The organism is Herbidospora mongoliensis (assembly GCF_001570545.1).
Lineage (GTDB): Bacteria > Actinomycetota > Actinomycetes > Streptosporangiales > Streptosporangiaceae > Herbidospora > Herbidospora mongoliensis.
The window spans coordinates 78864-98474 of sequence record NZ_BBXD01000027.1 but is presented as its reverse complement, the minus strand read 5'-3'; the positions used below and the strand labels follow the sequence as shown (position 1 = coordinate 98474).

The window sequence follows — 19611 nt, the reverse complement described above, 5'->3', positions numbered from 1 at the left end:
GACGCGATAGCCGGATAAAGTGGCTGGTGGCAAGACTTTTCCCCCACTGACGGGCCCACTTCTTGTATGTCGATTGACGACCCGCGGGTCGACGGCCTGACGGAGGCCTTCCTTCGCCAGCCCCGTCGCTACACCAGCCATCAGGTCGCGCAAATGGCGGGCGTGCCGTTCCACCGGGCCCGCCGGTTCTGGCGCGCGCTGGGCTTCGCCAACGTCGCCGACGACGCGATCGAGTTCACCGACGCCGACGTCGAGGCGCTGCGCACCCTCATGGCCCTGCTCGCCGACGGCACCTACGACGACGAGCACATCATGCTGATGGCCCGCTCCCTGGGCCGCGCCTCCGCCCGCCTGGCCGAGTCGCAGGCCGAACTCGGCGCCGAGACCCTCGACCTGGCCGGCGTGCCTCTAGCCCGGCGCAGCGTCGCCTGGCAGCTCCGCGCCGACCGGGTCGTCCCGGACCTGGAACGCCTTCTCGTGTACGCCTGGCGCCGCCACCTGGCCGCCTCGGCCGGTCGCATCGTCGACCAGGAGACCGCGTCGGCCCGGATGGCCGTCGGATTCGCCGACCTGGTGGGGTTCACCCGGCTCAGCCGCCAGATCTCCGAGACGGAGCTGGCCCGCCTGGTGGAGCGCTTCGAGAGCCGCTCGGCCGACATCGTGGCCTCGTCGGGCGGACGCATGATCAAGACCCTGGGCGACTCCGTCCTGTGGGTCAGCGACTCGGCGGCCCGGGCCGCCGACATCGCGCTCTCCCTGATCCAGGCGCACGCGCGGGTGCGGGAGATGCCGGAGCTGAGGGTCGGCCTGGCGATCGGGCCGGTGATCGGGCGGATGGGCGACGTCTTCGGGACGACCGTGAACCTGGCCTCCCGGCTGACCTCGCTGGCGCCCGCCGGAGGTGTGCTGGCTGATCCGGCGATCGCGCGGGAACTGGAGGATCATCCGCGGTTCGGGTTGCACGCGGAGGACCGTCAGGTCGTGCGGGGCGTGGGCCAGCTGGTGCCCTACGTGGTCACCCGAGCCTGAACGTGCCTCGAAGGCCTCGAAGCCTCGGTGCCTGAAGCCGCCCCGGCCGGATGCGTTCCGGGGCGGCCCCAGGGGTCTCCTGGGGTCTACCTCGCGGGAGCGTGGACCCGGGAGTTGCCCGACGTGCGGGTGCCCATCTCCATGTCGGAGTCCATCTTCCGCATTTCGTCGTCCGTCATGTGGGTCTCTTCGACGCGGAGTGCCACGCCCATGGCCATGAGCGTGGGCGCCCACTGGCCGATGAAGATCCCCCATCGGTCGGCCCGGTCGATGCCGGCACTCTCCATCTGCCTGGAGACGACCCACGTACAGAAGGACAGCCCGATCGACGCCATGGCGGCGGTGTACATGTGCGAGGACCTGAGGCCCATGTTGTGAAGCTTCTTGATCACTGGTGTACCCCCTTCGGTTCGGGATGGGCGTGCCCGTTCCGGCGACCCCAAATTCGGGACATATCACGATATGGGGGAGAAATTTACGGCCTGATCAGCCGACCTCGGGCGGCCAGCTCGATCGTCAGCACGACGGCGAAGGCCTCCGCGGAGAGCAGCGCGACCAGGACGACGAGCTGGACGATGCCCGCCTCCACCGGGGTCGCGCCCCCGATGAGCATGCCGACGAAGGCGCCGGGGAGGGTGACCAGGCCGACCGTTCTGGTCTGGTCGAGGGCGGGCACCAGGGCCTGGGCGGCGGCGGGGCGGCAGATCTCCAGCCGGGCGTCTCTCGGGGTGAAGCCCAGCGACATGGCGGCCTCCACCTCCCCGTGCCGGGTCGTGAGCTCGTCGGCGGCACGGCGACCGGCCAGGCTGGTGGCGATCAGGCAGCCGCCGAAGACGATCCCGGTGACGGGGATGATCACCATGCCGTCGAGGGTGACCGCGCCGGTGGCGGTGAGGACACCGAGCACGGGGGCGCTGCCCGCGGCGACGGGAAGGGCCGCCCAGTAGGTGCCGATGCGCTTCGCGGCCGTATGGGTGGCGAAGGCGTACATGACCAGGATGAACCCGGCGACGGCGAGACCGTTCGCGACCACCCACGCGATGATCAGCGAGACGACGCCGAGCTGCAGCACCCCCCGCAGACAGGCCCGCACCACCGCCCAGCCATATCCCAGCCCACCCGCCGCTGCCACGCCGGCACCGCCCGCGACCAGCAGAACCAGGGCCAGGGGGAGCGCCGGGGTCAGCGCGATCAAGGAGGAGGATTCCACGCTCAGCAGTATTTCGGACACCTATGCGTGTTATGAACCGGTTTGGTGCGGCGCGGTGCACGCGCGGCGGGGTCGGAATGGGGCGAGTTCGCGCCGCCGGTCCGCATCGCCCGGCCCGCGCGCAGGTTTCGGGCATTGGCGAACATCGCTTGCGTCGTCACGCTCAACCGGTGCCCTTCGACGCCGCCGAGCCCTGGAGGCCGTGGTGTGCGTAAGGGTCGGTTGTTTGATTTGATCGTCTCTTGTCGGCTCATTCCCGGGCCGACGTCAGGAATTCCGGCTTACCCGAAGGGCGCTCCGCGGCTACTTCTCTTTGGTCAGCTCAACAACATTGCCTTTAGCTGGCTCAACTAGAAGTTCTCCCACAGCTGGTCTTCCGGCGCACGCGTCGGCGGGGACCCCGCGCGGGCCGCCAGCGCCATGGCCTCTGCCAGCAGCGGATGCCCGTCACCCAGGGCGGGCTTCCCGTGCGGGAGGGCCCGGCGGTCAAGCAGCGGAGCGAGCAGATCGCCCACCTCGGCCGCCCGATCCGAGCGCACCCGCTGCAGGGCGAGGCCCAGCCGGGCGCCAAGCACCGTTGGGTGGGTGGCGTCGATCTGGTCGCCGCCCATCGCCACGACCGACTGGCACGCTTCCTCGGCGGCGGCCTCCCGGCCGAGCGCGCTGGAGACGCGGGCGGAGAGCAGCAGCGTCTCGGCCCGGTCGGTGACGGAGCCGTCGCCCTCGATGTCGTCGAGGAGGCGGGCGGCCGACGCCGGGTCGCCGACGGTCAGGCGGGCTTCGGCCTGGGCGCGGAGGACCGCGCGGGTCTGGGTGAGCTCGGCCAGGTCGTTGAGTGCGGTCAGGGCCTCGCCGGAGTGGATCATGCCCAGTGACCGCACCAGGACGGACTCCTCGTGGAGGCGGGGGGAGACGCGCTCGGCGAACCACGTCGTCGTCACCGTCGCCTCGTCGAGGAGGCGGACCGTCTGCGCCGGGAACCCGGCGTGCAGTTCTATCTCGGCGAGGCGCACCAGGTCGTACTGAGGCCAGAAACCCTCGCTCGGGAGGTAGAGCGACCGCAGGCGCATCGCCTCGGTCAGGTGGTGGCGGGCCTGGGCCGGGTGGGCGGCGGCGAGCAGGGCCTCGGCCAGGGTCACCCGGGCCGAGGCGGTGTTCACGTTGTCGGGGCCGAGGCGGTCTTCGCGGTCGGCCAGCGTGGACTCGGCCAGGCTCACGCCCTCGACGATCCGGCCCGCCTTCGTGGTCGCGCGGGCCAGCGCCTGGCGGGTGAGGGTGTGCCGGCGCCATTCGGGGCCCGCGCCGGCCTGCGGGACTCCGTTGCCGCGGCGGGCGGCCACGTCGGCGAGGATCGCGCGGCCACGCTCCGGCTTGCCCTCGTCGACGAGGAGTTCGGCCAGGTTGTGTTCGGCGCGGGCGATCAGGGACGCCGGGTCGGCCGAGTCGGGCAGCTTCTCGGCGATCCGCCGGGACTCCTCGAAACAGGCCCGCGCGCCGGCGGTGTCGCCCAGCCGCAGGAGGGCCAGGCCGCGCCGCGACGTCACGTCGCACAGCGTCAGGCCGTCGGCGGGGGAGCCGGTCAGCAGGGGCACCAGGTCGGCGCCGACCTCGGCCGCGCGGACCAGCAGCGGGCTGCTGTCGAGCAGCACCTGGAACACCACGACCAGGGCGTTCGCGCGGGAACGGCCGTTGGGGCCGATCTTCTCGACCAGCTCGGCCGTGCGTTCGGCGGCGTGGAGGCGGTCGGCCCACTCGCCGGTCAGCGGGATCAGGTCGCGGGCCAGCCAGTAGGCCGCCAGGCCCTCGGCCTGGCGGTCGGCGGGGGCGTCGGGGTCATCGGACATCGCGCGGAAGGCCAGTTCGGAGAGGCGCTCCGCGCTCTCCTTCGCCCAGCTCTCGGTCGGGACCGCGACCGCGCGGGCGGCCTGGTCGAGGCGGGGGGCGAGATATTCGGCGTACGCCGTCACCCGGCCCTCCCAGCCCGCCGCGGCGGCCGAGCCGTAGGTGCCGGTGAGCCAGACAGGGGGAGTCTGGGCCGCCGAGGGGCGCTTCTCCGAGGTCGAGATGTCGCCGATGCCCAGTCTGACCTGGGCCAGCAGGAAGCGTTCGACCTGGTGGAAGCGGGCGATGCGGCGCAGCGCGGCGGCCACCGACTCGGCCGCGCCGAGCATCGAGGTGACCGGTTCTGAGGGGCTCTCGCCGGTGGTGAACTCGTCGAAGGCGTGCTTGGCGGCGAGCGCGACCAGGACGCGGCGGCTGCGCACCTCGTTGTAGAGCCACACGGCGGAGCGGCCGGTGTCCTTCTCGCCACCCCGGGGCAGACGGACCCGTTCGGCGACGTCCTCCGCGCGGACCTGGTGGTAATCGCTGTGCCGGAAGGCGGCGGCGGAGGCCGCGGCGATCGCGGCAAGCCTTCGCTCCTGGGCTAGCACCGCTTGGTTCCCCCTATATGAGCTCATTACTTGCGAATATATCTCACTAAGGTTGGGCGAACCTTAGTGAGATGAGCTGACTCTCGCAAGGGTCAACCCGTAAACGCCCGGGTCTTGCCCGCTGCGCGACCGGCTACCGCACCAAGGATGCCGCTTCCCTGGAGGCACCACTCACCGGCGGACCAGGAGGCTTCCAATGCGGGTGACCGAAATGACCGAGGCGGAGGACAGGCTGGCCACGCGGGGATGGGTGGTCGTACGGGGCTCCTGGGACGTGCCCACCCACGCCCAGGCGCTCCGTTTCGCCGCTCGGTTCGGCCGCCCGTCGTCCCGCGACGGCGGCCGGCCCGTCTGGGAGGTCCGCCCCCGCCCACTCGGCGGCACGTTCTCGCAGCGGAGTGGCCCCGTGCCGCTGCACACCGACGCCCAGTACCACCCCGACCCGGAAGACGTCGTCTGCCTGTTCGCCGTCCGCCCGGCCGTCGACGGCGGCCACTCGCTCCTGCTGTCCGCAGACCAGGCCCTCACCGCCCTGCGCCGCCACCCCGAGGGCGCCCGCGCCGAGGCCGCCCTACGCCGCCCCCAGTGGTCCTGGACCACCCCGGCCGTCTTCTCCGAGAACCCGGGGAGGAGTTCGCCGCCCGCGCCGGTGTTCGCCGGGGAGACGCTGCGCTGGCGGCCTGACAACCTGGTGCCGGTTCCTGAATCTTCGTGGCGGGCAGCCGCCTCGGTGTTCACCGATGTGCTGGTTCGGGTCGAGCCGGTGGAGGTGCGGCTCGCGCCCGGGGACGTCCTTCTGGTCGACAATCACCGGACCCTCCATGGCCGGACATCGTTCGCCGATCTCCAACGGCTGATGTTCCGGATCCGGCTGTGGTCGCGGTGACGCTGACCCGGAGCGCGTCGGGCATGTGGGCCTGGGCGGCGGGCCGGGCCCTGGCCGCCAGGGACGTCCCGGCGTCGGGGGCCGAGCACGCCGCCTGGACGGTGCGCGGGTGGGCCGAGATCGCCCTGGGTTGCGCCCTGCTGGGCCCCGCGGCCTTCGACGGGCTCGACACGGTCATCCTGGCCACGCGCATCCGGCGCGGCGGTCCGGCCGCCGACCGGCTGCGCGCCCTGCGAGGTCGTGCGGGCCCGGTCCCGCGCGGCTACCCGTCGTCCGACGACCCCGGTCCGGTGGACGGCCCGGGAGAGGAGACCCGCGAGGCCTGCCGGGCGCTGGCCGCCTGGTGCGCGACGATCCCCGACCGCGACGGCCCGGTCAGGCCGGTGCGCGACCACCTCCGCTGGGGCGAACGGCACCGCCCGGCCGCCACCCGCGACGTCACGATCCTCGACGGCTCCCGGTTCACCGGGCTCGCCTGGCGCACCTGGATGCGCCTGCCCGGCGAGCGGGGCCTGATCACGGTGCTGGTCGACCACACCCACCGGGCGCCGGAGCTCCGCCGCCGGGTCTGGCGCGGCATCCACGACGGCGCCCATCTCGACCACCTGGCGGCCTGCGGCGAGGACATCGAATTCGGCCGGGGATTGCTCGCGGCCGAAACCTACGCCATGGCCGTCGAGCTGGTGGCTCTGGCGGAGACCCGGGACGCGGCGGTGCGCCGCATACTCAAGCACGGCGTCCTCGAACGCATCGCCCGCATCCCCGGCAACGGCGCGGACAACCCCGAGCTCCAGCGCCTCCCCACGCTGGCCGCGACCTACGTCACGGGGGCGCTCAGACTGCTGGGGGGCGGTGCGGAGGGCGTACCGGCGCGACTGCGGGAACCCCTCCGGGCGCGCTGGGTCAGGGCGACAGCTGGCGCAGCACGATGTCGGCCTTCTCTGGTTCCGGCACGCTGAGATGCACCTCCCAGCCCCGGCTGCGGGCCAGGTTCTCGCTGATCGCCGACCACAGCCAGTGCAGTCCGGGCCGCACCGCCAGGCGGCCGTGGCCGGTCCCCAACAGGGGGAAACAGATGGTTTTCAGTCGGTACGCCACCCGCTCCTCCTCCGCCAGCGCGAACACCCGGTGGACGGCCAGCATGATCGTCGACGGCGTGACGTCCTGATGGTCGGTCCCGGGCCGGGGGACCGCGACCGCGGCGTGGTAGACCCGCCGGACCCCGTTGAACGCCAGCGACCCGGGCCCGGTGGGCGCGACCGTGCCGGGGGCGACGGTGAGGCCGGGGCGGTGGTGCTTGGCCATCCACTCGTGCAGCTCGCGCTGGACGGTGTCGTCGAGCAGCTCCCCGGCCGGACCGCGCCGTGACCCGGCCTTCCTGATCGCGCCCGACACGCTGGGCGAGAAGACCCGCGCCATCTCCAGGTAGACGTTCTCGGGGTTGACCAGCACGTCGACCCCGGAGATCAGCTCGATCGGCCGGATCTGGAGGATCGCCCGCCCGCCGTCCGACTCGACCGGGATGCGGGCGCCGACGGCGATCCGGGGGAGCGCGGCCTCGCCGCCCGCGCCGCAGAGCGCGATGATCTGGTCGGCGACCTGGGCCAGCAGCATGCGCTCCTGGTTCTTCCTGAACCGCTCGACGCTCAGCCGGTAGACGTCGGCGGCCCGCTTGCGCCGCGCGGCGGCCGACCAGTCGCGGGTGCCCTGGACGAGCCCGAACGTGTACGCGGCCCCGGAGCCGAGCGTGCCCTCGCCGAGCCGCCCGACGGCGTCTCTGAGCGTCTTCTCCACGGCGGCGACGGGGTCGGTCGCGGGGTGGCACAGGGCGGCGGCGCGGCGCAGGTGGGGCAGATCGGCGTCCCGTAACCGGATCAGCCCGCGCTCGCGGAGGGTCAGCAGATCACGGACCAGATCCTCGTGCTCCGGTACGTCCATGCCCCCATTAACGCCGCCGAGGTCACCGGAGGAAAGCCGCGACCTCCTTCACGTAACCGTCGGGCTCCTCCTTGTGGACGCTGTGCCCGGCCTTGAGGACCACCCGCCGCCCGTCGGGCAGCGCCTCGGCGAACTCCACCAGCGCCTCCTGCGGCACGAGCTCGCTCAGCCCGCCCCCGACGACCAGCACCGGCATGGTCAGTTCGGGCAGCCGGGCCCACCACGTGGGGTCGACCCTGCGCACGTCGGTCCGGATCACGTCGACCACGGCGGGGTCGAAGTCCTCGTCGCCGATCACCTCATAGGGCTCGATGACCTGCGGTTCGTGCGCGGCGGGGAACGAGTCCTCCAGCACCAGCCGCCGGACCAGCCCCGGCCGGTCGCGGGCGACCAGCGCGGCGACCCTGCCGCCCATCGAGTGACCGACGAGGTCGATCCGGGTCAGGCCCCGGGCGTCGAGGAACGCGAGGGTGTCGGCGGCCATCAGTTCGAGGCTGTAGTCGGGGTGACGCGGGCTGGCGCCGTGGCCCCGCATATCGGGCGCGATCCAGTGCCGTCCGAGGGCCGGGGCGATCCGGTCCCACGTGGCCGAACTGCCCGTCAGGCCATGTATCAGGACAACCGGGATGTCTCCCGGCGTTCCGCCTTCTTTCCACGCAAGTGGTACGACATCCATGGGCGCCACACTACGGGCCACGGCTCAACCCGGAAGCGTGATCCAGGTCGCGCGGGCCCGGGCGACCACCTCGTCACCGTCGAGCAGCGCCGAGGCGCTGAACAGCTTCCGCCCGGACGACTCCAGCGGCCACCCCACGGCGACCAGCCGTTCCCCGGCCGCAACGGAACGCGCGATCTCGGCCTCGAAGGTGCCGAGGAGGGCGATCGTGTCGGTGCCCTGGGCGAACGGCGGATAGCTGACACAGTCGAGCGCGGCCCACACGATCTCCGGCCGCACGATCCCGTCGCCGGCGACCGTCTCGTCGGGCTCGAACGGCGACGCGCACACGTCGGCGTCGGCCAGCCGCCCGGGGGTGACCCGCAGCCCGTCGGCCCGGCCGTGCCCGCACACGAAACAGCCGGTCAGCAGGTTGTCGGCGCCGATCCACGGATGCCGGTCGCGCGCGGCCGAGGCCTCGCCGAACGTCGGCCGTACCGGAGGATCGAGGAATACCGCGCTCGACGGCCCGGCTTCGACCACCAGCACGCCGTCGTGCGTGACACGGACGGTGTCGCCGTCGCGGGTGACGTCAAGAGGGGTCTCCAGCGGCGGCGGCGTCCGCAGCAGCACCCGCGCCGGCCCGTCGACGAACGCGGCGGCCAGCCCGCTGACGTAACCGCCGTTGGCCGACGTGGGCGGCCCGTTGAACCGGGCGCCGATGACGATCTGGTCTTCCACGCCCCCAGTCAACAGCACTTCCTTCCGTTACGGCTCCGCCCACCACGGCACCGCCCGCCGAGCGGCATCCCGCCGTATCCGGCGCCGACCGGCCCCGCACCACCGACGCCGCGACGAGAATCGGGCCATGGACACCGCCGACGTCTACCGGACCTTCGCCGTCCGCGAAGCGCGGGGCCCCTACCGGGAACTCGCCGCCGCGATCGCCGCCGACCCCGGCCTGATCGCGCTCATCGACGCGTTGCCGCAACCGAAGCGCCAGCCCAACCTCCTGCTGGCCTCGGTCCGCTACGAAGGCGGCCCCGCCACCGAGCAAGACGGCTTCAGGACCTGGGCCAAAGACCACTGGCCCCAAGTAGAACGGACCGTCCTCACCCGCCGCACCCAGACCAACGAGGCCGGCCGCTGCGCCAGCCTGCTCCCCGTGCTGGCCCAGGTGGAAGGCCCGCTGGCCCTCATCGAGGTGGGCGCCTCGGCGGGCCTCTGCCTCCAGCCCGACCGCTACCGCTACGTCTACGACGCCCGCCCGCCCATCGGCCGGGGCCCGGTGACCCTGACCTGCGCGACCGAAGGCGACCCGCCCATCCCGGACGCCCTCCCCGGCATCGCCTGGCGGGCCGGCATCGACCTGGCCCCCGTCGACGTCACCGACCCCGGCGAACGCCGCTGGCTCGAATGCCTCGTCTGGCCCGGCGAGGACACCCGCCGCGACCGCCTCCGCCAAGCCCTCGCCATCGCCGCGGAGAACCCGCCCCGCCTGGTCGAGGGCGACGCCACCGCGACCCTGCCCGGCCTGGTCGCGGAGGCGAAGAACCACGGCACGGTCGTCGTCTACCACTCGGCGCTGCTCCCGTACCTGACCCCCGGGGCCCGCGACCGTTTCGTCGACCTGGTCACGAGCCTCGACGTCAGGTGGATCTCCAACGAGGGAACCGCACGTCTCCCGCACCTGAAAGTCCCGGACGGAGACCGGCTGGCCTTCGTCACCGCCCTGGACGGTGTGCCGAAAGCCCTCACCGACCCCCACGGCTCCTGGCTGAACTGGCTCTAAGGCCCGAAAGCGCCCTTGCGCCGTTCCATCAGCAGGGCCTCGATCCGCACCAGCCGTTCCTCCAGCCGCGCGATGTCGGCCAGCGTCGCGTTCTCCTCCTCGGGCCGGAGCCGGACCACCACGGTCCCGCCGGGTTCGAGGGTCGCCTCCGACACGTCCTCCACCCGGGTCCCGCCCTGCCGTTTGATCGCCACGTCGAGATCGGAGTGCCGCAACCCGAGACGCTTCAGGGTGTGGTCGTCGTAGGCGCCGTCCCGGGCGAGCACGGTCGGTTTGCTCTCGAAGAGTTTCGCCAGCCAGCCCCATTCGGCCGCGGCCCGCGTCAGCATCGCGTTCCCGGTCACCAGCACCACCGCGCCGATGATCCCGCCGAGCACCGAGTTGTCAGGTCCGATGATGGCGTTCTGCACGACGTTCGACAGCAGCAGCATGACCACCAGGTCGAACGTGTTGAGCTGGGCCATGTCCCGCTTACCGACGAGCCGGAGCAGGATCACCACGCAGAGATAGACGGCGACGGTCCGGATCACTTTGTCCAGGACCGGCACCCCGAGAACCAGGAGGTCGTTCATGCGACACGGTAACGCAGCCAGACCAGTCCTCCGCTGAACGTGTCGGTGTCGATCGGCTGAAGCGTGCGCGCCGGCGGCGGCCCCTCGCCCCACCAGGTGCGGGACCCGACGCCCATCACCGGATGGACCAGCAGGCTGATCTCGTCGACCAGACCGTCGGCCAGCAGCCGCCCGACGAGCCTGCCGCCGCTCGCCACCCGCACCACCTCGACGCCCGGACGCCGCCCGATCGAGCGCAGCGCCGCCCTCAGGTCGACCTGGTCGGTGCCGACGACGATTTCGGGGACGAAGCGGCCGATGGGGCGGGGAGGGGTGGTGCGGCAGTGCAGGGCCAGGACCTCCGACCAGTGGCCGGCGTCGCGGAGCTCCTGCCAGTGGGTCACCCGGGCTCGGCCGTCGACCACGGCGAGCAGAGGGCCGGGGTCTTTCGGGCCGGGGCCGGCGATCAGGGTCGGTTCCAGGGACAGGACGGTCTCCGAACCGGCCAGGGTGGCGTCTTCGTGCCAGGTGGTGCTGACGAGCTGGTGGAACCGGGCGGCGTCGAGGGTGAAGCCGTCGGTGTTGCCGTCGAGCGAAACGGCCAGGTGGGCGACCACATAGGGCGTGTCGGACGGCATGTACCGAGCGTAGTCGAGCGAAAACGGCTTGCCGCTGTCGGCGCGCGTGATGAGACTGGCGCGATGCTGATCCGACGTGAGCTTCCGGGCGACGAGGCCGCCATCCGTGAGGTCGTCCGGCTGGCCTTCGCCACACCGGAGAACCCCGACACGATCGAGTCGCCGCTGGTCGACGAGCTGCGCGCCGACGTGGGCTGGATACCCGCCCTGTCGATGGTCGCCGAGATCGACGGCGAGGTGGTCGGCCACGTCGTCTGCACCCGCGCCGACCTGGGCGGGGCCCCGGCGCTCGGCCTCGGTCCGCTGAGCGTGCGGCCCGACCGGCAGCGCCAGGGGGTGGGCCTGGCGCTGATGCACGCGATGCTCGGGGCCGCCGACGCGCTGGGCGAACCGGTCGTGGTCCTGCTGGGGAACCCCGCCTACTACTTCCGGTACGGCTTCCGCACCGCCGCAGGCCTCGGGATCATCTCCCCGGAGGAGCAGTGGGGAGTGCATTTCCAGGCGCGGCCGCTGACCTCGTACAGAGGAGAGAAAGGCCTGTTCGGCTACGCCGAGCCTTTCACCCGGTTGTGAACGGCCGCAGTGCGGCCAGTTGCTGCTCGAACGGGATGATCTGGGTCGCGGCCCTGGGCTTGGCCGGGATCCGGCTGACCAGCGCGGCGAGTTCGCCCGCCGCCCGGTCGACCCGGGATGCCAGCCCGTCGCCCGAGGTGGCGCCCCAGTCCTCCGACGCCGCGTAGACGGCGGTCGGCACGACGACGGCGCGCAGGTAGCTGAACATCGGCCGCAGCGCGTGCTCCAGCGCCAGCGAGTGCCGCGCGGTGCCGCCGGTCGCCGCGATCAGCACCGGCGTGCCCTGAAGGGCCGTGTTGTCCAGCACGTCGAAGAACGACTTGAACAGCCCGCTGTAGGACGCGGTGAAGATCGGGGTGACCGCGATCACGCCGTCGGCCTCCGAGACCGTGTCCAGCGCCTGCTTCAAAGCGGGCGGGGGGAACCCGGTCACCAGGTTGTTGGCGATGTCCACGGCCAAGCCGCGCAGCTCGATGACGCGGATGTCCGCACCTTCGAGGTGACGGCCGGTGGCCTCGGCCAGGCGGTCGGCCAGCAGCCGGGTGGACGACGGCTGGCTGAGCCCGGCCGAGACGACGGCGATGACGGTCATTTCCGGTCCTTTCAGGCGACGAGCGCGCTTTGCGAAGCGACGCGTGCGGCGTGGGTGGGGGCCTCGGCCACGCCCTCCTTGCGGCGGGCGGCGAACTCCTTGCGCAGCACCGGCACGACCTCCTCGCCGAGCAGGTCGAGCTGCTCCAGCACGGTCTTCAGCGGCAGCCCCGCGTGGTCCATCAGGAACAGCTGGCGCTGGTAGTCGCCGAAGGAGTCACGGAAGGTCAGCGTCTTGTCGATGACCTCCTGCGGGCTGCCCACGGTCAGCGGCGTCTGCTCGGTGAAGTCCTCCAGCGACGGGCCGTTGCCGTAGACGGGGGCCTTGTCGAAGTAGGGGCGGAACTCGCGGACCGCGTCCTGGGAGTTCTTCCGGATGAACGCCTGCCCACCGAGACCGACGATCGCCTGGTCGGGGGTGCCGTGCCCGTAGTAGGCGAAGCGGGTGCGGTAGAGCTCGATCAGACGGCTGAAGTGCTCCTTCGGCCAGAAGATGTTGTTGGCGAAGAAGCCGTCACCGTAGTAGGCGGCCTGCTCGGCGATCTCCGGGCTGCGGATCGAGCCGTGCCAGACGAACGGCGGAACGCCGTCGAGCGGCCGGGGCGTCGCGGCGAAACCCTGGAGCGGGGTGCGGAAGTTGCCCTCCCAGTCGACGACGTCCTCGCGCCACAGGCGGTGCAGCAGCGCGTAGTTCTCGATCGCCAGGGCGATGCCGTTGCGGATGTCCTGCCCGAACCACGGGTAGACCGGGCCGGTGTTGCCGCGGCCCATCATCAGGTCGACCCGGCCGTCGGCCAGGTGCTGGAGCATCGCGTAGTCCTCGGCGATCTTCACCGGGTCGTTGGTGGTGATCAGCGTGGTGGACGTCGAGAGGATGAGCTTGTCGGTCCTGGCGGCGATGTAACCGAGCATCGTGGTGGGCGACGAGGGCACGAAGGGCGGGTTGTGGTGCTCGCCCATCGCGAAGACGTCGAGCCCGACCTCCTCGGCCTTCAGCGCGATCGTCACCATGGCCTTGATCCGCTCGGCCTCGGTCGGCGTCGTGCCGTCGGTCGGGTCCGTGGTGACGTCACCGACGGTGAAGATCCCGAACTGCATCTCTGCTCATCCTCCTCGGTCTCGTGTTACGGGCGCTGTAGCGTGATCAGCCGCCAACTTATTCCGCGCCGCAAGTATCTCTGTCATGGCAGGCTATGCCAATGCGACGTACAGGACAGACGTTGATTTTCGACGCGGATGACACCTTGTGGGAGAACAACGTCTTCTTCGAGCGGGTGATCGACGACTTCCTCGACTGGGCGACGCATCCGACGCTCGACCGGGTCCAGATCCGGGGGATCCTGAACGACATCGAGCGCGCCAACGCGGTCTCTCTCGGCTATGGCAGCGCGGTCTTCCTGCGGAACCTGCACGAGACCTTCGAGAAGCTCCAGGAACGTCCCGCCTCTCTCGTCGAACGAAAGAGGATTGATCAGTTGGCGGGCCGTTTGATCAGGGGCGAGGTCGACCTCATCCCCGGTGTCAGCGACACATTGGCCGAACTGGGCGCGCGCCATGAGCTGTTCCTGCTGACCAAGGGCGACGTGGAGGAGCAGCAGCGCAAGATCGACGCCTCGGGCCTCGCGGGCTGGTTCCGGCAGGCCCACATCGTGCGGGAGAAGGATGTGGACGTCTACCGGCGCCTCGCCCTCGACTCGGGCTTGGCGGTGGACCGCACCTGGATGATCGGCAACTCCCCGAAGTCGGACATCTGGCCCGCCCGTCAGGCCGGGATGGGCGCCGTCTTCATCCCCCACGAGCACACCTGGGTCCTGGAGCACCACGACCTCGACCCTGCGGACGACGGGGTTCTGACGCTGAAGGCGTTCACCGAACTCGTGGACCATTTCTGAGCCCCGGTGATCCGTTAGTGGGGCATAGTGCGGCAAACTTAGGCGCATGGTGCATCAGCGAGCGGGACAGCCCGCACTGCCGACCGATCTGGTCGACGTCCCCCGCCTCCTGACCTCCTACTACGCCCTGCGCCCCGACGTGGAGCAGCCGTCGCAGCGGGTCGCCTTCGGCACCTCGGGCCACCGGGGCTCGTCGCTGAACACGGCCTTCAACGAAGACCACATCCTGGCCACCACCCAGGCCATCTGCGAATACCGCCGAGCCCAGCGCATCGACGGCCCGCTGTTCCTCGGCATCGACACCCACGCCCTCTCGGAGCCCGCGCGGGTGTCGGCGCTCGAGGTGCTGGCCGCCAACGAGGTCCGGGTGCTGATCGACGTCCACGACGGCTTCACCCCCACCCCGTCGGTGTCGCACGCGATCCTCACCTACAACCGCGGCCGCGACACGGGCCTGGCCGACGGCATCGTCGTGACCCCCTCGCACAACCCCCCGCAGGACGGCGGCTTCAAGTACAACCCGCCCAACGGCGGTCCCGCCGACACCGACGCGACGGGCTGGATCCAGAACCGGGCGAACGACCTGATCGCCGCCGGGATGAAAGAGGTCCGCCGCATCCCGTTCGAGCGCGCCCTGAAGGCGGAGACCACGGGCCGCTACGACTTCATGGGCTCCTACGTGGCCGACCTCCCGTCGGTCGTCGACCTGGACGCGATCCGGAGTGCCGGTGTACGCATCGGCGCGGACCCCTTGGGCGGCGCGAGCGTGGCCTACTGGGGCGAGATCGCCGAGCGCCACCACCTGGACCTGACGGTCGTCAACCCGCTGACCGACCCGACGTGGCGCTTCATGACGCTCGACTGGGACGGCAAGATCCGCATGGACTGCTCGTCGCCGTACGCGATGGCGTCCCTGATCGCCTCTCGCGACAAATACGACATATCAACCGGAAACGACGCCGACAGCGACCGCCACGGCATCGTCACCCCCGACGGCGGCCTGTTGAACCCCAACCACTACCTGGCCGTCGCCATCTCCTACCTCTACGCCCACCGCGACGGCTGGCGCCCCGACGCCGGCGTCGGCAAGACCCTGGTCAGCAGCAGCATGATCGACCGCGTGGTGGCGGGCCTGGGGCGGACCCTGGTCGAGGTCCCGGTCGGCTTCAAGTGGTTCGTGCCGGGCCTCCTCGACGGCTCACTCGGCTTCGGCGGCGAGGAGAGCGCGGGGGCGTCGTTCCTGCGCCGTGACGGGCACGTCTGGACGACCGACAAGGACGGCCTGATCCTGGCCCTGCTGGCCTCGGAGATCACGGCCGTGACCGGCAAGTCGCCGAGCGCGTTGTACGGGGAGTTGACCGAACGCTACGGCGCCCCCGCCTACGCCCGGGTCGACGCCCCCGCCTCCCGCGAGGAGAAGGCGATCCTTTCGAAGCTGTCGCCGGGCCAGGTCACGGCCGACAGCCTGGCCGGCGAGCCGATCACCAACGTCCTGACCCACGCCCCCGGCAACGGCGCGGCGCTGGGCGGCCTGAAGGTGGAGACGGCCTCGGCCTGGTTCGCCGCCCGCCCCTCGGGCACCGAGGACGTCTACAAGATCTACGCCGAGTCGTTCCTCGGCCCTGACCACCTGGCGGAGGTCCAGCAGGAGGCCCGCACGGTCGTCTCGGCTGCCCTCACCGCCTGAAAAATCGTCCCAAACCTCACCAAAGCCCATCGAGATCCCACCGGACGGACAGCTAGTGTCCAAATGGTGGAGCGTTGGTTGAGACGCGAGGACGAACGGCTGCTCAGCGGCACCGGCCGCTACGTCGCCGACCTGCGCGTGCCCGATTGCCTGGAAGCCGCTTTCGTCCGCAGCCCCGTCGCGCACGGCGCCCTGCGGTCGGTGGACTGCACGGCCGCCCGTGACGTGCCGGGGGTTGTCGGGGCGTGGTCCGCCGCCGACCTGCCGGACCTGCCGCCGCTTCCGCATGTCGCCTCGATGGGCGCGGACGGCTGGGAGTGGCCGGCGCTGGTGAAGGACGAGATCCGCTATCCCGGCGAGGCCTTGGCGGTGGTCCTGGGCGAGGACCGCTACCGTGCCGAGGACGGCACCGCCGAGGTCGCATTCCAGATCGACGAACTGCCCGCGGTGGTGTCGACCACGGACCGGGCCGACGTCGCCTTCCACGGCGAGGCCGGGGAGCCGATCGACGACTCCGTGTGGGACCAGGCGGCGGTCGTGGTCGAGGGCCACTATCGCCAGCAGCTGCTGATGCCCTCGCCGATGGAGTGCCGGACCATCCTGTGCGCGCCCAAGGGCGACGGACTGATCATCTGGTCAGGACACCAGGCGCCGCACCGGCTGCGCCGGGAACTGGCCGGTCTGCTCGGCTGGCCGGTCGACCGCATCCGCGTGGTGGTGCGGGACACCGGCGGCACGTTCGGCTCCAAGAGCGCCCTGTTCCCCGAGTACATCGCGGTCGTCGCCTTGGCCCTGCGGCTCGGCCGTCCGGTCCGGTGGGTGGAGGACCGGCGGGAGTCCATGCTGGTCGCCACCCGTGGCCGGGGCCAGGACCAGCGGGTCAGGCTCGCCGCCGACGCCTCGGGAAAGCTTCTCGCGTACGAGCTGATCATCGACGCCGACGTGGGCGCCTACCCCCACCTGGGGGCCGCGCTCCCCATGCAGACCGCGTGGATGGCGACGGGCCCCTACCTGACGCCCCGCGTCCACGCCACCGTCCGCTCGGTCCTGACCAACACGATGGTCACCTACCCCTACCGGGGCGCGGGCCGCCCGGAGGCGGCGAGCGCGCTGGAGCGCACGATGGACACCCTGGCCCGCCGCCTGAACATCGACCCGGTGGACCTGCGCCGCCGCAACTTCATCCCCCCGGACCGCTTCCCCTACCTGACCCCCACCGGCCGCGACTACGACAGCGCGAACCACGCCGCCGCCCTCGACCTGGCCCTGCGCACCCTCGGCTACGACGCCTGGCGCGCCGAACAGACCCGCCGCCGCGCCGACCCGGACGCCCGCCCCATCGGCATCGGCCTGTCCTGCTACGTCGAACGCTCCGGCGGCGAGGCCGGCGGCCTGTACGAATACGTCGGCGTCGAAGCGGGCGACGACGGCACCTTCACCGCCCGCTGCGGCGCGGCCCCCAGCGGCCAGAGCCACGAGACGGTCTTCCCCGCGCTGGTCGCCGAGACCCTGGGAGTGGACGCGGTCCGCGTCCACCTGCTCGAAGGCGACACCACCGCGACCCCGGACGGCGTGGGCTCCTTCGCCAGCCGCTCGGCCCAGATCGACGGCGCGGGCCTCCAGCACGCGGCGACCCTCCTCATGGACCGCGCCCGCGAACGGGCGGCCACGCTGTGGGAGGTCCCGGTGGACGACACGGAGTGGTCCGGAGGCGTCATCCAGGGACCTTCCACCATCGACCTGGCCGAACTGGTGAAACTGACCGGCCCGCTGCGGGTCGACGAACGCTACGAGGCCGGCATGGCCTTCCCGTTCGGCACCCACATCGCCGTCGTGGAGGTCGACCCCGACCTGGGCACGGTAGAGGTCCTGCGCCTGGTCGCCGTGGACGACTGCGGCCACCCCATCGACCCCGGAGTGGTCCGAGGCCAGGCCTTCGGTTCCGCCGTCCAAGGCCTGGGCCAGGCACTTTACGAGGACATCCCCTTCGGCGAAGACGGCGTCCCGCAGCTGCCGGGCGGCCTCCTCGACTACCTCCTGCCGACCTACGCCGAGATCCCGCCCATCGACCTGAGGGAGACCAGCACCCCCAGCCCGAGGACCCAGCTCGGCGCGAAGGGCGCGGGGGAGTCCGGCTGCATCGGCACCCCACCCGCCATCGTCAACGCGGTGGCCGACGCCCTGCGACTCACCGACGCCGACGTGCTCCAGATGCCCCTGACCCCCGACATCGTCTGGAGGGCAGCCCGATGAAACCCGCCACCTTCGACTACCTCGCCCCGCGCACCCTGCCCGAGGCCCTGGCCGCGCTCGGCGAGGGAGCCCAGGTGCTCGCCGGCGGCCAGAGCCTCCTCCTGGAGATGCACCTGAAGCGCCTGGACCCGGCCCTGGTCGTGGACGTCAACCACGTCCCCGGACTCGACCACCTGGACGTGGCCGACGGAAGGGTGGAGGTCGGCGCGCTGGTGCGTCACAAGGTCTTCGAGTCGCCGGAAGCCGTCCCCGGCCCGCTCGGCGGCCTGTTCGCCCGAGCCGTCGTCAACATCGCCCACCCGCCCATCCGCACCCGGGGAACCATGGTCGGCAGCCTCGCCTGGGCCCACCCCGCCTCGGAGTGGTGCGCCCTCGCCATGGCCCTGGACGCCGAGATCGACCTGGCCGCAGCCCACGGCACCCGCACGATCGCGGCCCGCGACTACTTCCTCGGCCCCTTCCGGACAGCCCGCCGCCCGGACGAACTCATCACCGTCATCCGCTTCCCCCTCCTCAGCCCCGACACCGGCGTGGGCTTCCTGGAACACCGCCGAACGGGCTTCTCCTTCGCCCAGGTGGCCGTGGGGGCCGCCATCACCATCCGCGAAGGCGTGGTCACCGAGGCGAGGATCGGCCTGGCCAACTGCGCCGACCGCCCGATCAGGGCCGAAGCGGCGGAACAGTCCCTGATCGGCGCCGAGATCGCCTGCCCGGGAGGCCCCCGCGTCCCCGCCGACCACCCCTTCACCCGCGCCGGCCGCACCGCCGCCGACCAGGACGCGGCCCCCGTGCCCGAGCCCCACGCCGACGTGGAGTACCGCCGCCACGTCATCGCCGTCCTGGTCGCCCGAACACTGAGAGAGGCCGCGATCCGATGAAGATCACCCTGACGGTCAACGGCGATGACTACCCGCTCGACGTCGAACCCCGCCGCGTCCTGGCCGACGTCCTGCGCGACGACTGCGCCCTGACCGGCACCCACCTGGGCTGCGAACAGGGCGTCTGCGGCGCGTGCACAGTGCTGGTCGACGGCGAGGCGGTGCGGTCGTGCCTGATGCTGGCCGTCCAGTGCGACGGCCACCCCATCCACACCGTCGAAGGCCTGGCGGGCCGCGACGGCGAACCGCACCCGCTGCAACGCGCCTTCAGCGCCGAACGCGCTCTGCAGTGCGGCTTCTGCACCCCGGGATTCCTCATGATGGCCGCAGGGGCCCTGGAGAACGACCCCTCGATCGGCGACCACCCGGAGCGCGTGGCCGATCTGGTCCGCTCGAACCTCTGCCGGTGCACGGGCTACGAACCCATCCAACGCGCGATCATGCGAGCCGCCCGAGGCGAATGATCAGCACTGTCCATTCTCGCTCGTGCGGTCCCCGTACATGCGCGAGGTGCGTATCGACGACGAGGCGCGCCGGACTCGGTGAACGGCGCCTCCGTCTCTGAAATTTCAGGCTTCGCTGCGGGCTGATCGCCAGTGCTGCGGG

At 71.6% G+C, this 19611-nt stretch carries 20 protein-coding genes; 10 read left to right on the top strand and 10 right to left on the bottom strand.

The genetic code is table 11. The features are described from left to right. Window positions 1–66: 66 nt before the first annotated feature. Window positions 67–1029, top strand: a complete 963-nt coding sequence (locus AW272_RS37295) for an adenylate/guanylate cyclase domain-containing protein (RefSeq protein WP_066375130.1) — start codon at window positions 67–69, stop codon at window positions 1027–1029. 86 nt (window positions 1030–1115) lie between these two features. Here the strand turns inward: AW272_RS37295 and AW272_RS37290 are convergent, their stop codons facing one another. The 3 genes from AW272_RS37290 to AW272_RS37280 form a co-directional block, all read right to left on the bottom strand. After that, complete coding sequence (locus AW272_RS37290) at window positions 1116–1421, bottom strand: hypothetical protein (protein ID WP_066375127.1); 306 nt, start codon at window positions 1419–1421, stop codon at window positions 1116–1118. Between the two features lie 83 nt (window positions 1422–1504). Then, window positions 1505–2239, bottom strand: coding sequence for an ABC transporter permease (locus AW272_RS37285; protein ID WP_174551889.1), 735 nt, complete (start codon window positions 2237–2239; stop codon window positions 1505–1507). 350 nt (window positions 2240–2589) lie between these two features. Next, on the bottom strand, window positions 2590–4698 hold the full coding sequence (locus AW272_RS37280; RefSeq protein WP_157519216.1) for a hypothetical protein: 2109 nt from the start codon (window positions 4696–4698) through the stop codon (window positions 2590–2592). Between the two features lie 169 nt (window positions 4699–4867). Between AW272_RS37280 and AW272_RS37275 the strand changes: the two genes are divergently transcribed. Both AW272_RS37275 and AW272_RS37270 read left to right on the top strand, forming a co-directional pair. Next, window positions 4868–5557 carry a TauD/TfdA family dioxygenase gene (locus AW272_RS37275; protein WP_066375121.1) on the top strand — a complete coding sequence of 230 codons (690 nt, stop codon included), beginning with the start codon at window positions 4868–4870 and terminating at the stop codon, window positions 5555–5557. Continuing rightward, window positions 5545–6516, top strand: a complete 972-nt coding sequence (locus AW272_RS37270) for a hypothetical protein (protein ID WP_066375120.1) — start codon at window positions 5545–5547, stop codon at window positions 6514–6516. Before AW272_RS37275 ends, AW272_RS37270 begins: the two co-directional genes overlap by 13 nt. Here AW272_RS37270 and AW272_RS37265 read toward each other — a convergent pair. Genes AW272_RS37265 through AW272_RS37255 form a run of 3 tightly spaced genes read right to left on the bottom strand, consistent with a single transcriptional unit; the run spans window position 6461 to window position 8891 of the window. Further along, the gene (locus AW272_RS37265) at window positions 6461–7495 is read right to left on the bottom strand and encodes a macro domain-containing protein (protein ID WP_066375118.1); all 1035 of its coding nucleotides are present in this window, start codon (window positions 7493–7495) and stop codon (window positions 6461–6463) included. The genes AW272_RS37270 and AW272_RS37265 overlap by 56 nt on opposite strands. 22 nt (window positions 7496–7517) lie before the next feature. Beyond that, on the bottom strand, window positions 7518–8171 hold the full coding sequence (locus AW272_RS37260) for an alpha/beta fold hydrolase (protein ID WP_066375116.1): 654 nt from the start codon (window positions 8169–8171) through the stop codon (window positions 7518–7520). 24 nt (window positions 8172–8195) lie between these two features. Next, window positions 8196–8891 carry a hypothetical protein gene (locus tag AW272_RS37255; protein WP_083959098.1) on the bottom strand — a complete coding sequence of 232 codons (696 nt, stop codon included), beginning with the start codon at window positions 8889–8891 and terminating at the stop codon, window positions 8196–8198. 127 nt (window positions 8892–9018) lie between these two features. Between AW272_RS37255 and AW272_RS37250 the strand changes: the two genes are divergently transcribed. Further along, entirely contained in the window at window positions 9019–9942 is a 924-nt protein-coding gene (locus AW272_RS37250) for a DUF2332 domain-containing protein (protein ID WP_066375111.1), read from the top strand. Here AW272_RS37250 and AW272_RS37245 read toward each other — a convergent pair. Both AW272_RS37245 and AW272_RS37240 read right to left on the bottom strand, forming a co-directional pair. Next, window positions 9939–10514 (bottom strand): DUF421 domain-containing protein, encoded by a 576-nt coding sequence (locus AW272_RS37245; RefSeq protein ID WP_066375103.1) that lies wholly within the window; start codon window positions 10512–10514, stop codon window positions 9939–9941. The genes AW272_RS37250 and AW272_RS37245 overlap by 4 nt on opposite strands. Further along, complete coding sequence (locus AW272_RS37240; protein WP_066375101.1) at window positions 10511–11131, bottom strand: RibD family protein; 621 nt, start codon at window positions 11129–11131, stop codon at window positions 10511–10513. The genes AW272_RS37245 and AW272_RS37240 overlap by 4 nt, the downstream gene beginning before the upstream one ends. Before the next feature lie 63 nt (window positions 11132–11194). Between AW272_RS37240 and AW272_RS37235 the strand changes: the two genes are divergently transcribed. Next, window positions 11195–11704: a GNAT family N-acetyltransferase gene (locus tag AW272_RS37235; RefSeq protein ID WP_066375098.1), complete on the top strand. Its 510-nt coding sequence runs from the start codon at window positions 11195–11197 to the stop codon at window positions 11702–11704. On the opposite strand, the gene AW272_RS37230 is transcribed toward AW272_RS37235, so the two are convergent. After that, on the bottom strand, window positions 11691–12296 hold the full coding sequence (locus AW272_RS37230) for an FMN reductase (protein WP_066375096.1): 606 nt from the start codon (window positions 12294–12296) through the stop codon (window positions 11691–11693). The two genes, AW272_RS37235 and AW272_RS37230, sit on opposite strands and share 14 nt — an antisense overlap. Window positions 12297–12307: 11 nt before the next feature. Beyond that, window positions 12308–13393 (bottom strand): LLM class flavin-dependent oxidoreductase, encoded by a 1086-nt coding sequence (locus tag AW272_RS37225; RefSeq protein ID WP_066375095.1) that lies wholly within the window; start codon window positions 13391–13393, stop codon window positions 12308–12310. 101 nt (window positions 13394–13494) lie between these two features. Between AW272_RS37225 and AW272_RS37220 the strand changes: the two genes are divergently transcribed. The 5 genes from AW272_RS37220 (at window position 13495) to AW272_RS37200 (ending at window position 19469) form a co-directional block, all read left to right on the top strand. Then, window positions 13495–14187: an HAD family hydrolase gene (locus AW272_RS37220; protein WP_157519214.1), complete on the top strand. Its 693-nt coding sequence runs from the start codon at window positions 13495–13497 to the stop codon at window positions 14185–14187. 46 nt (window positions 14188–14233) lie between these two features. Next, window positions 14234–15874, top strand: a complete 1641-nt coding sequence (gene pgm / locus AW272_RS37215) for a phosphoglucomutase (alpha-D-glucose-1,6-bisphosphate-dependent) (protein WP_066375091.1) — start codon at window positions 14234–14236, stop codon at window positions 15872–15874. A gap of 78 nt (window positions 15875–15952) precedes the next feature. Further along, window positions 15953–18127: a xanthine dehydrogenase family protein molybdopterin-binding subunit gene (locus AW272_RS37210; RefSeq protein ID WP_218011193.1), complete on the top strand. Its 2175-nt coding sequence runs from the start codon at window positions 15953–15955 to the stop codon at window positions 18125–18127. Beyond that, window positions 18124–19005 (top strand): FAD binding domain-containing protein, encoded by an 882-nt coding sequence (locus AW272_RS37205; RefSeq protein WP_066375089.1) that lies wholly within the window; start codon window positions 18124–18126, stop codon window positions 19003–19005. The genes AW272_RS37210 and AW272_RS37205 overlap by 4 nt, the downstream gene beginning before the upstream one ends. Further along, window positions 19002–19469 carry a (2Fe-2S)-binding protein gene (locus tag AW272_RS37200; RefSeq protein ID WP_066375086.1) on the top strand — a complete coding sequence of 156 codons (468 nt, stop codon included), beginning with the start codon at window positions 19002–19004 and terminating at the stop codon, window positions 19467–19469. The genes AW272_RS37205 and AW272_RS37200 overlap by 4 nt, the downstream gene beginning before the upstream one ends. The last annotated feature ends 142 nt before the right edge of the window (window positions 19470–19611 follow it).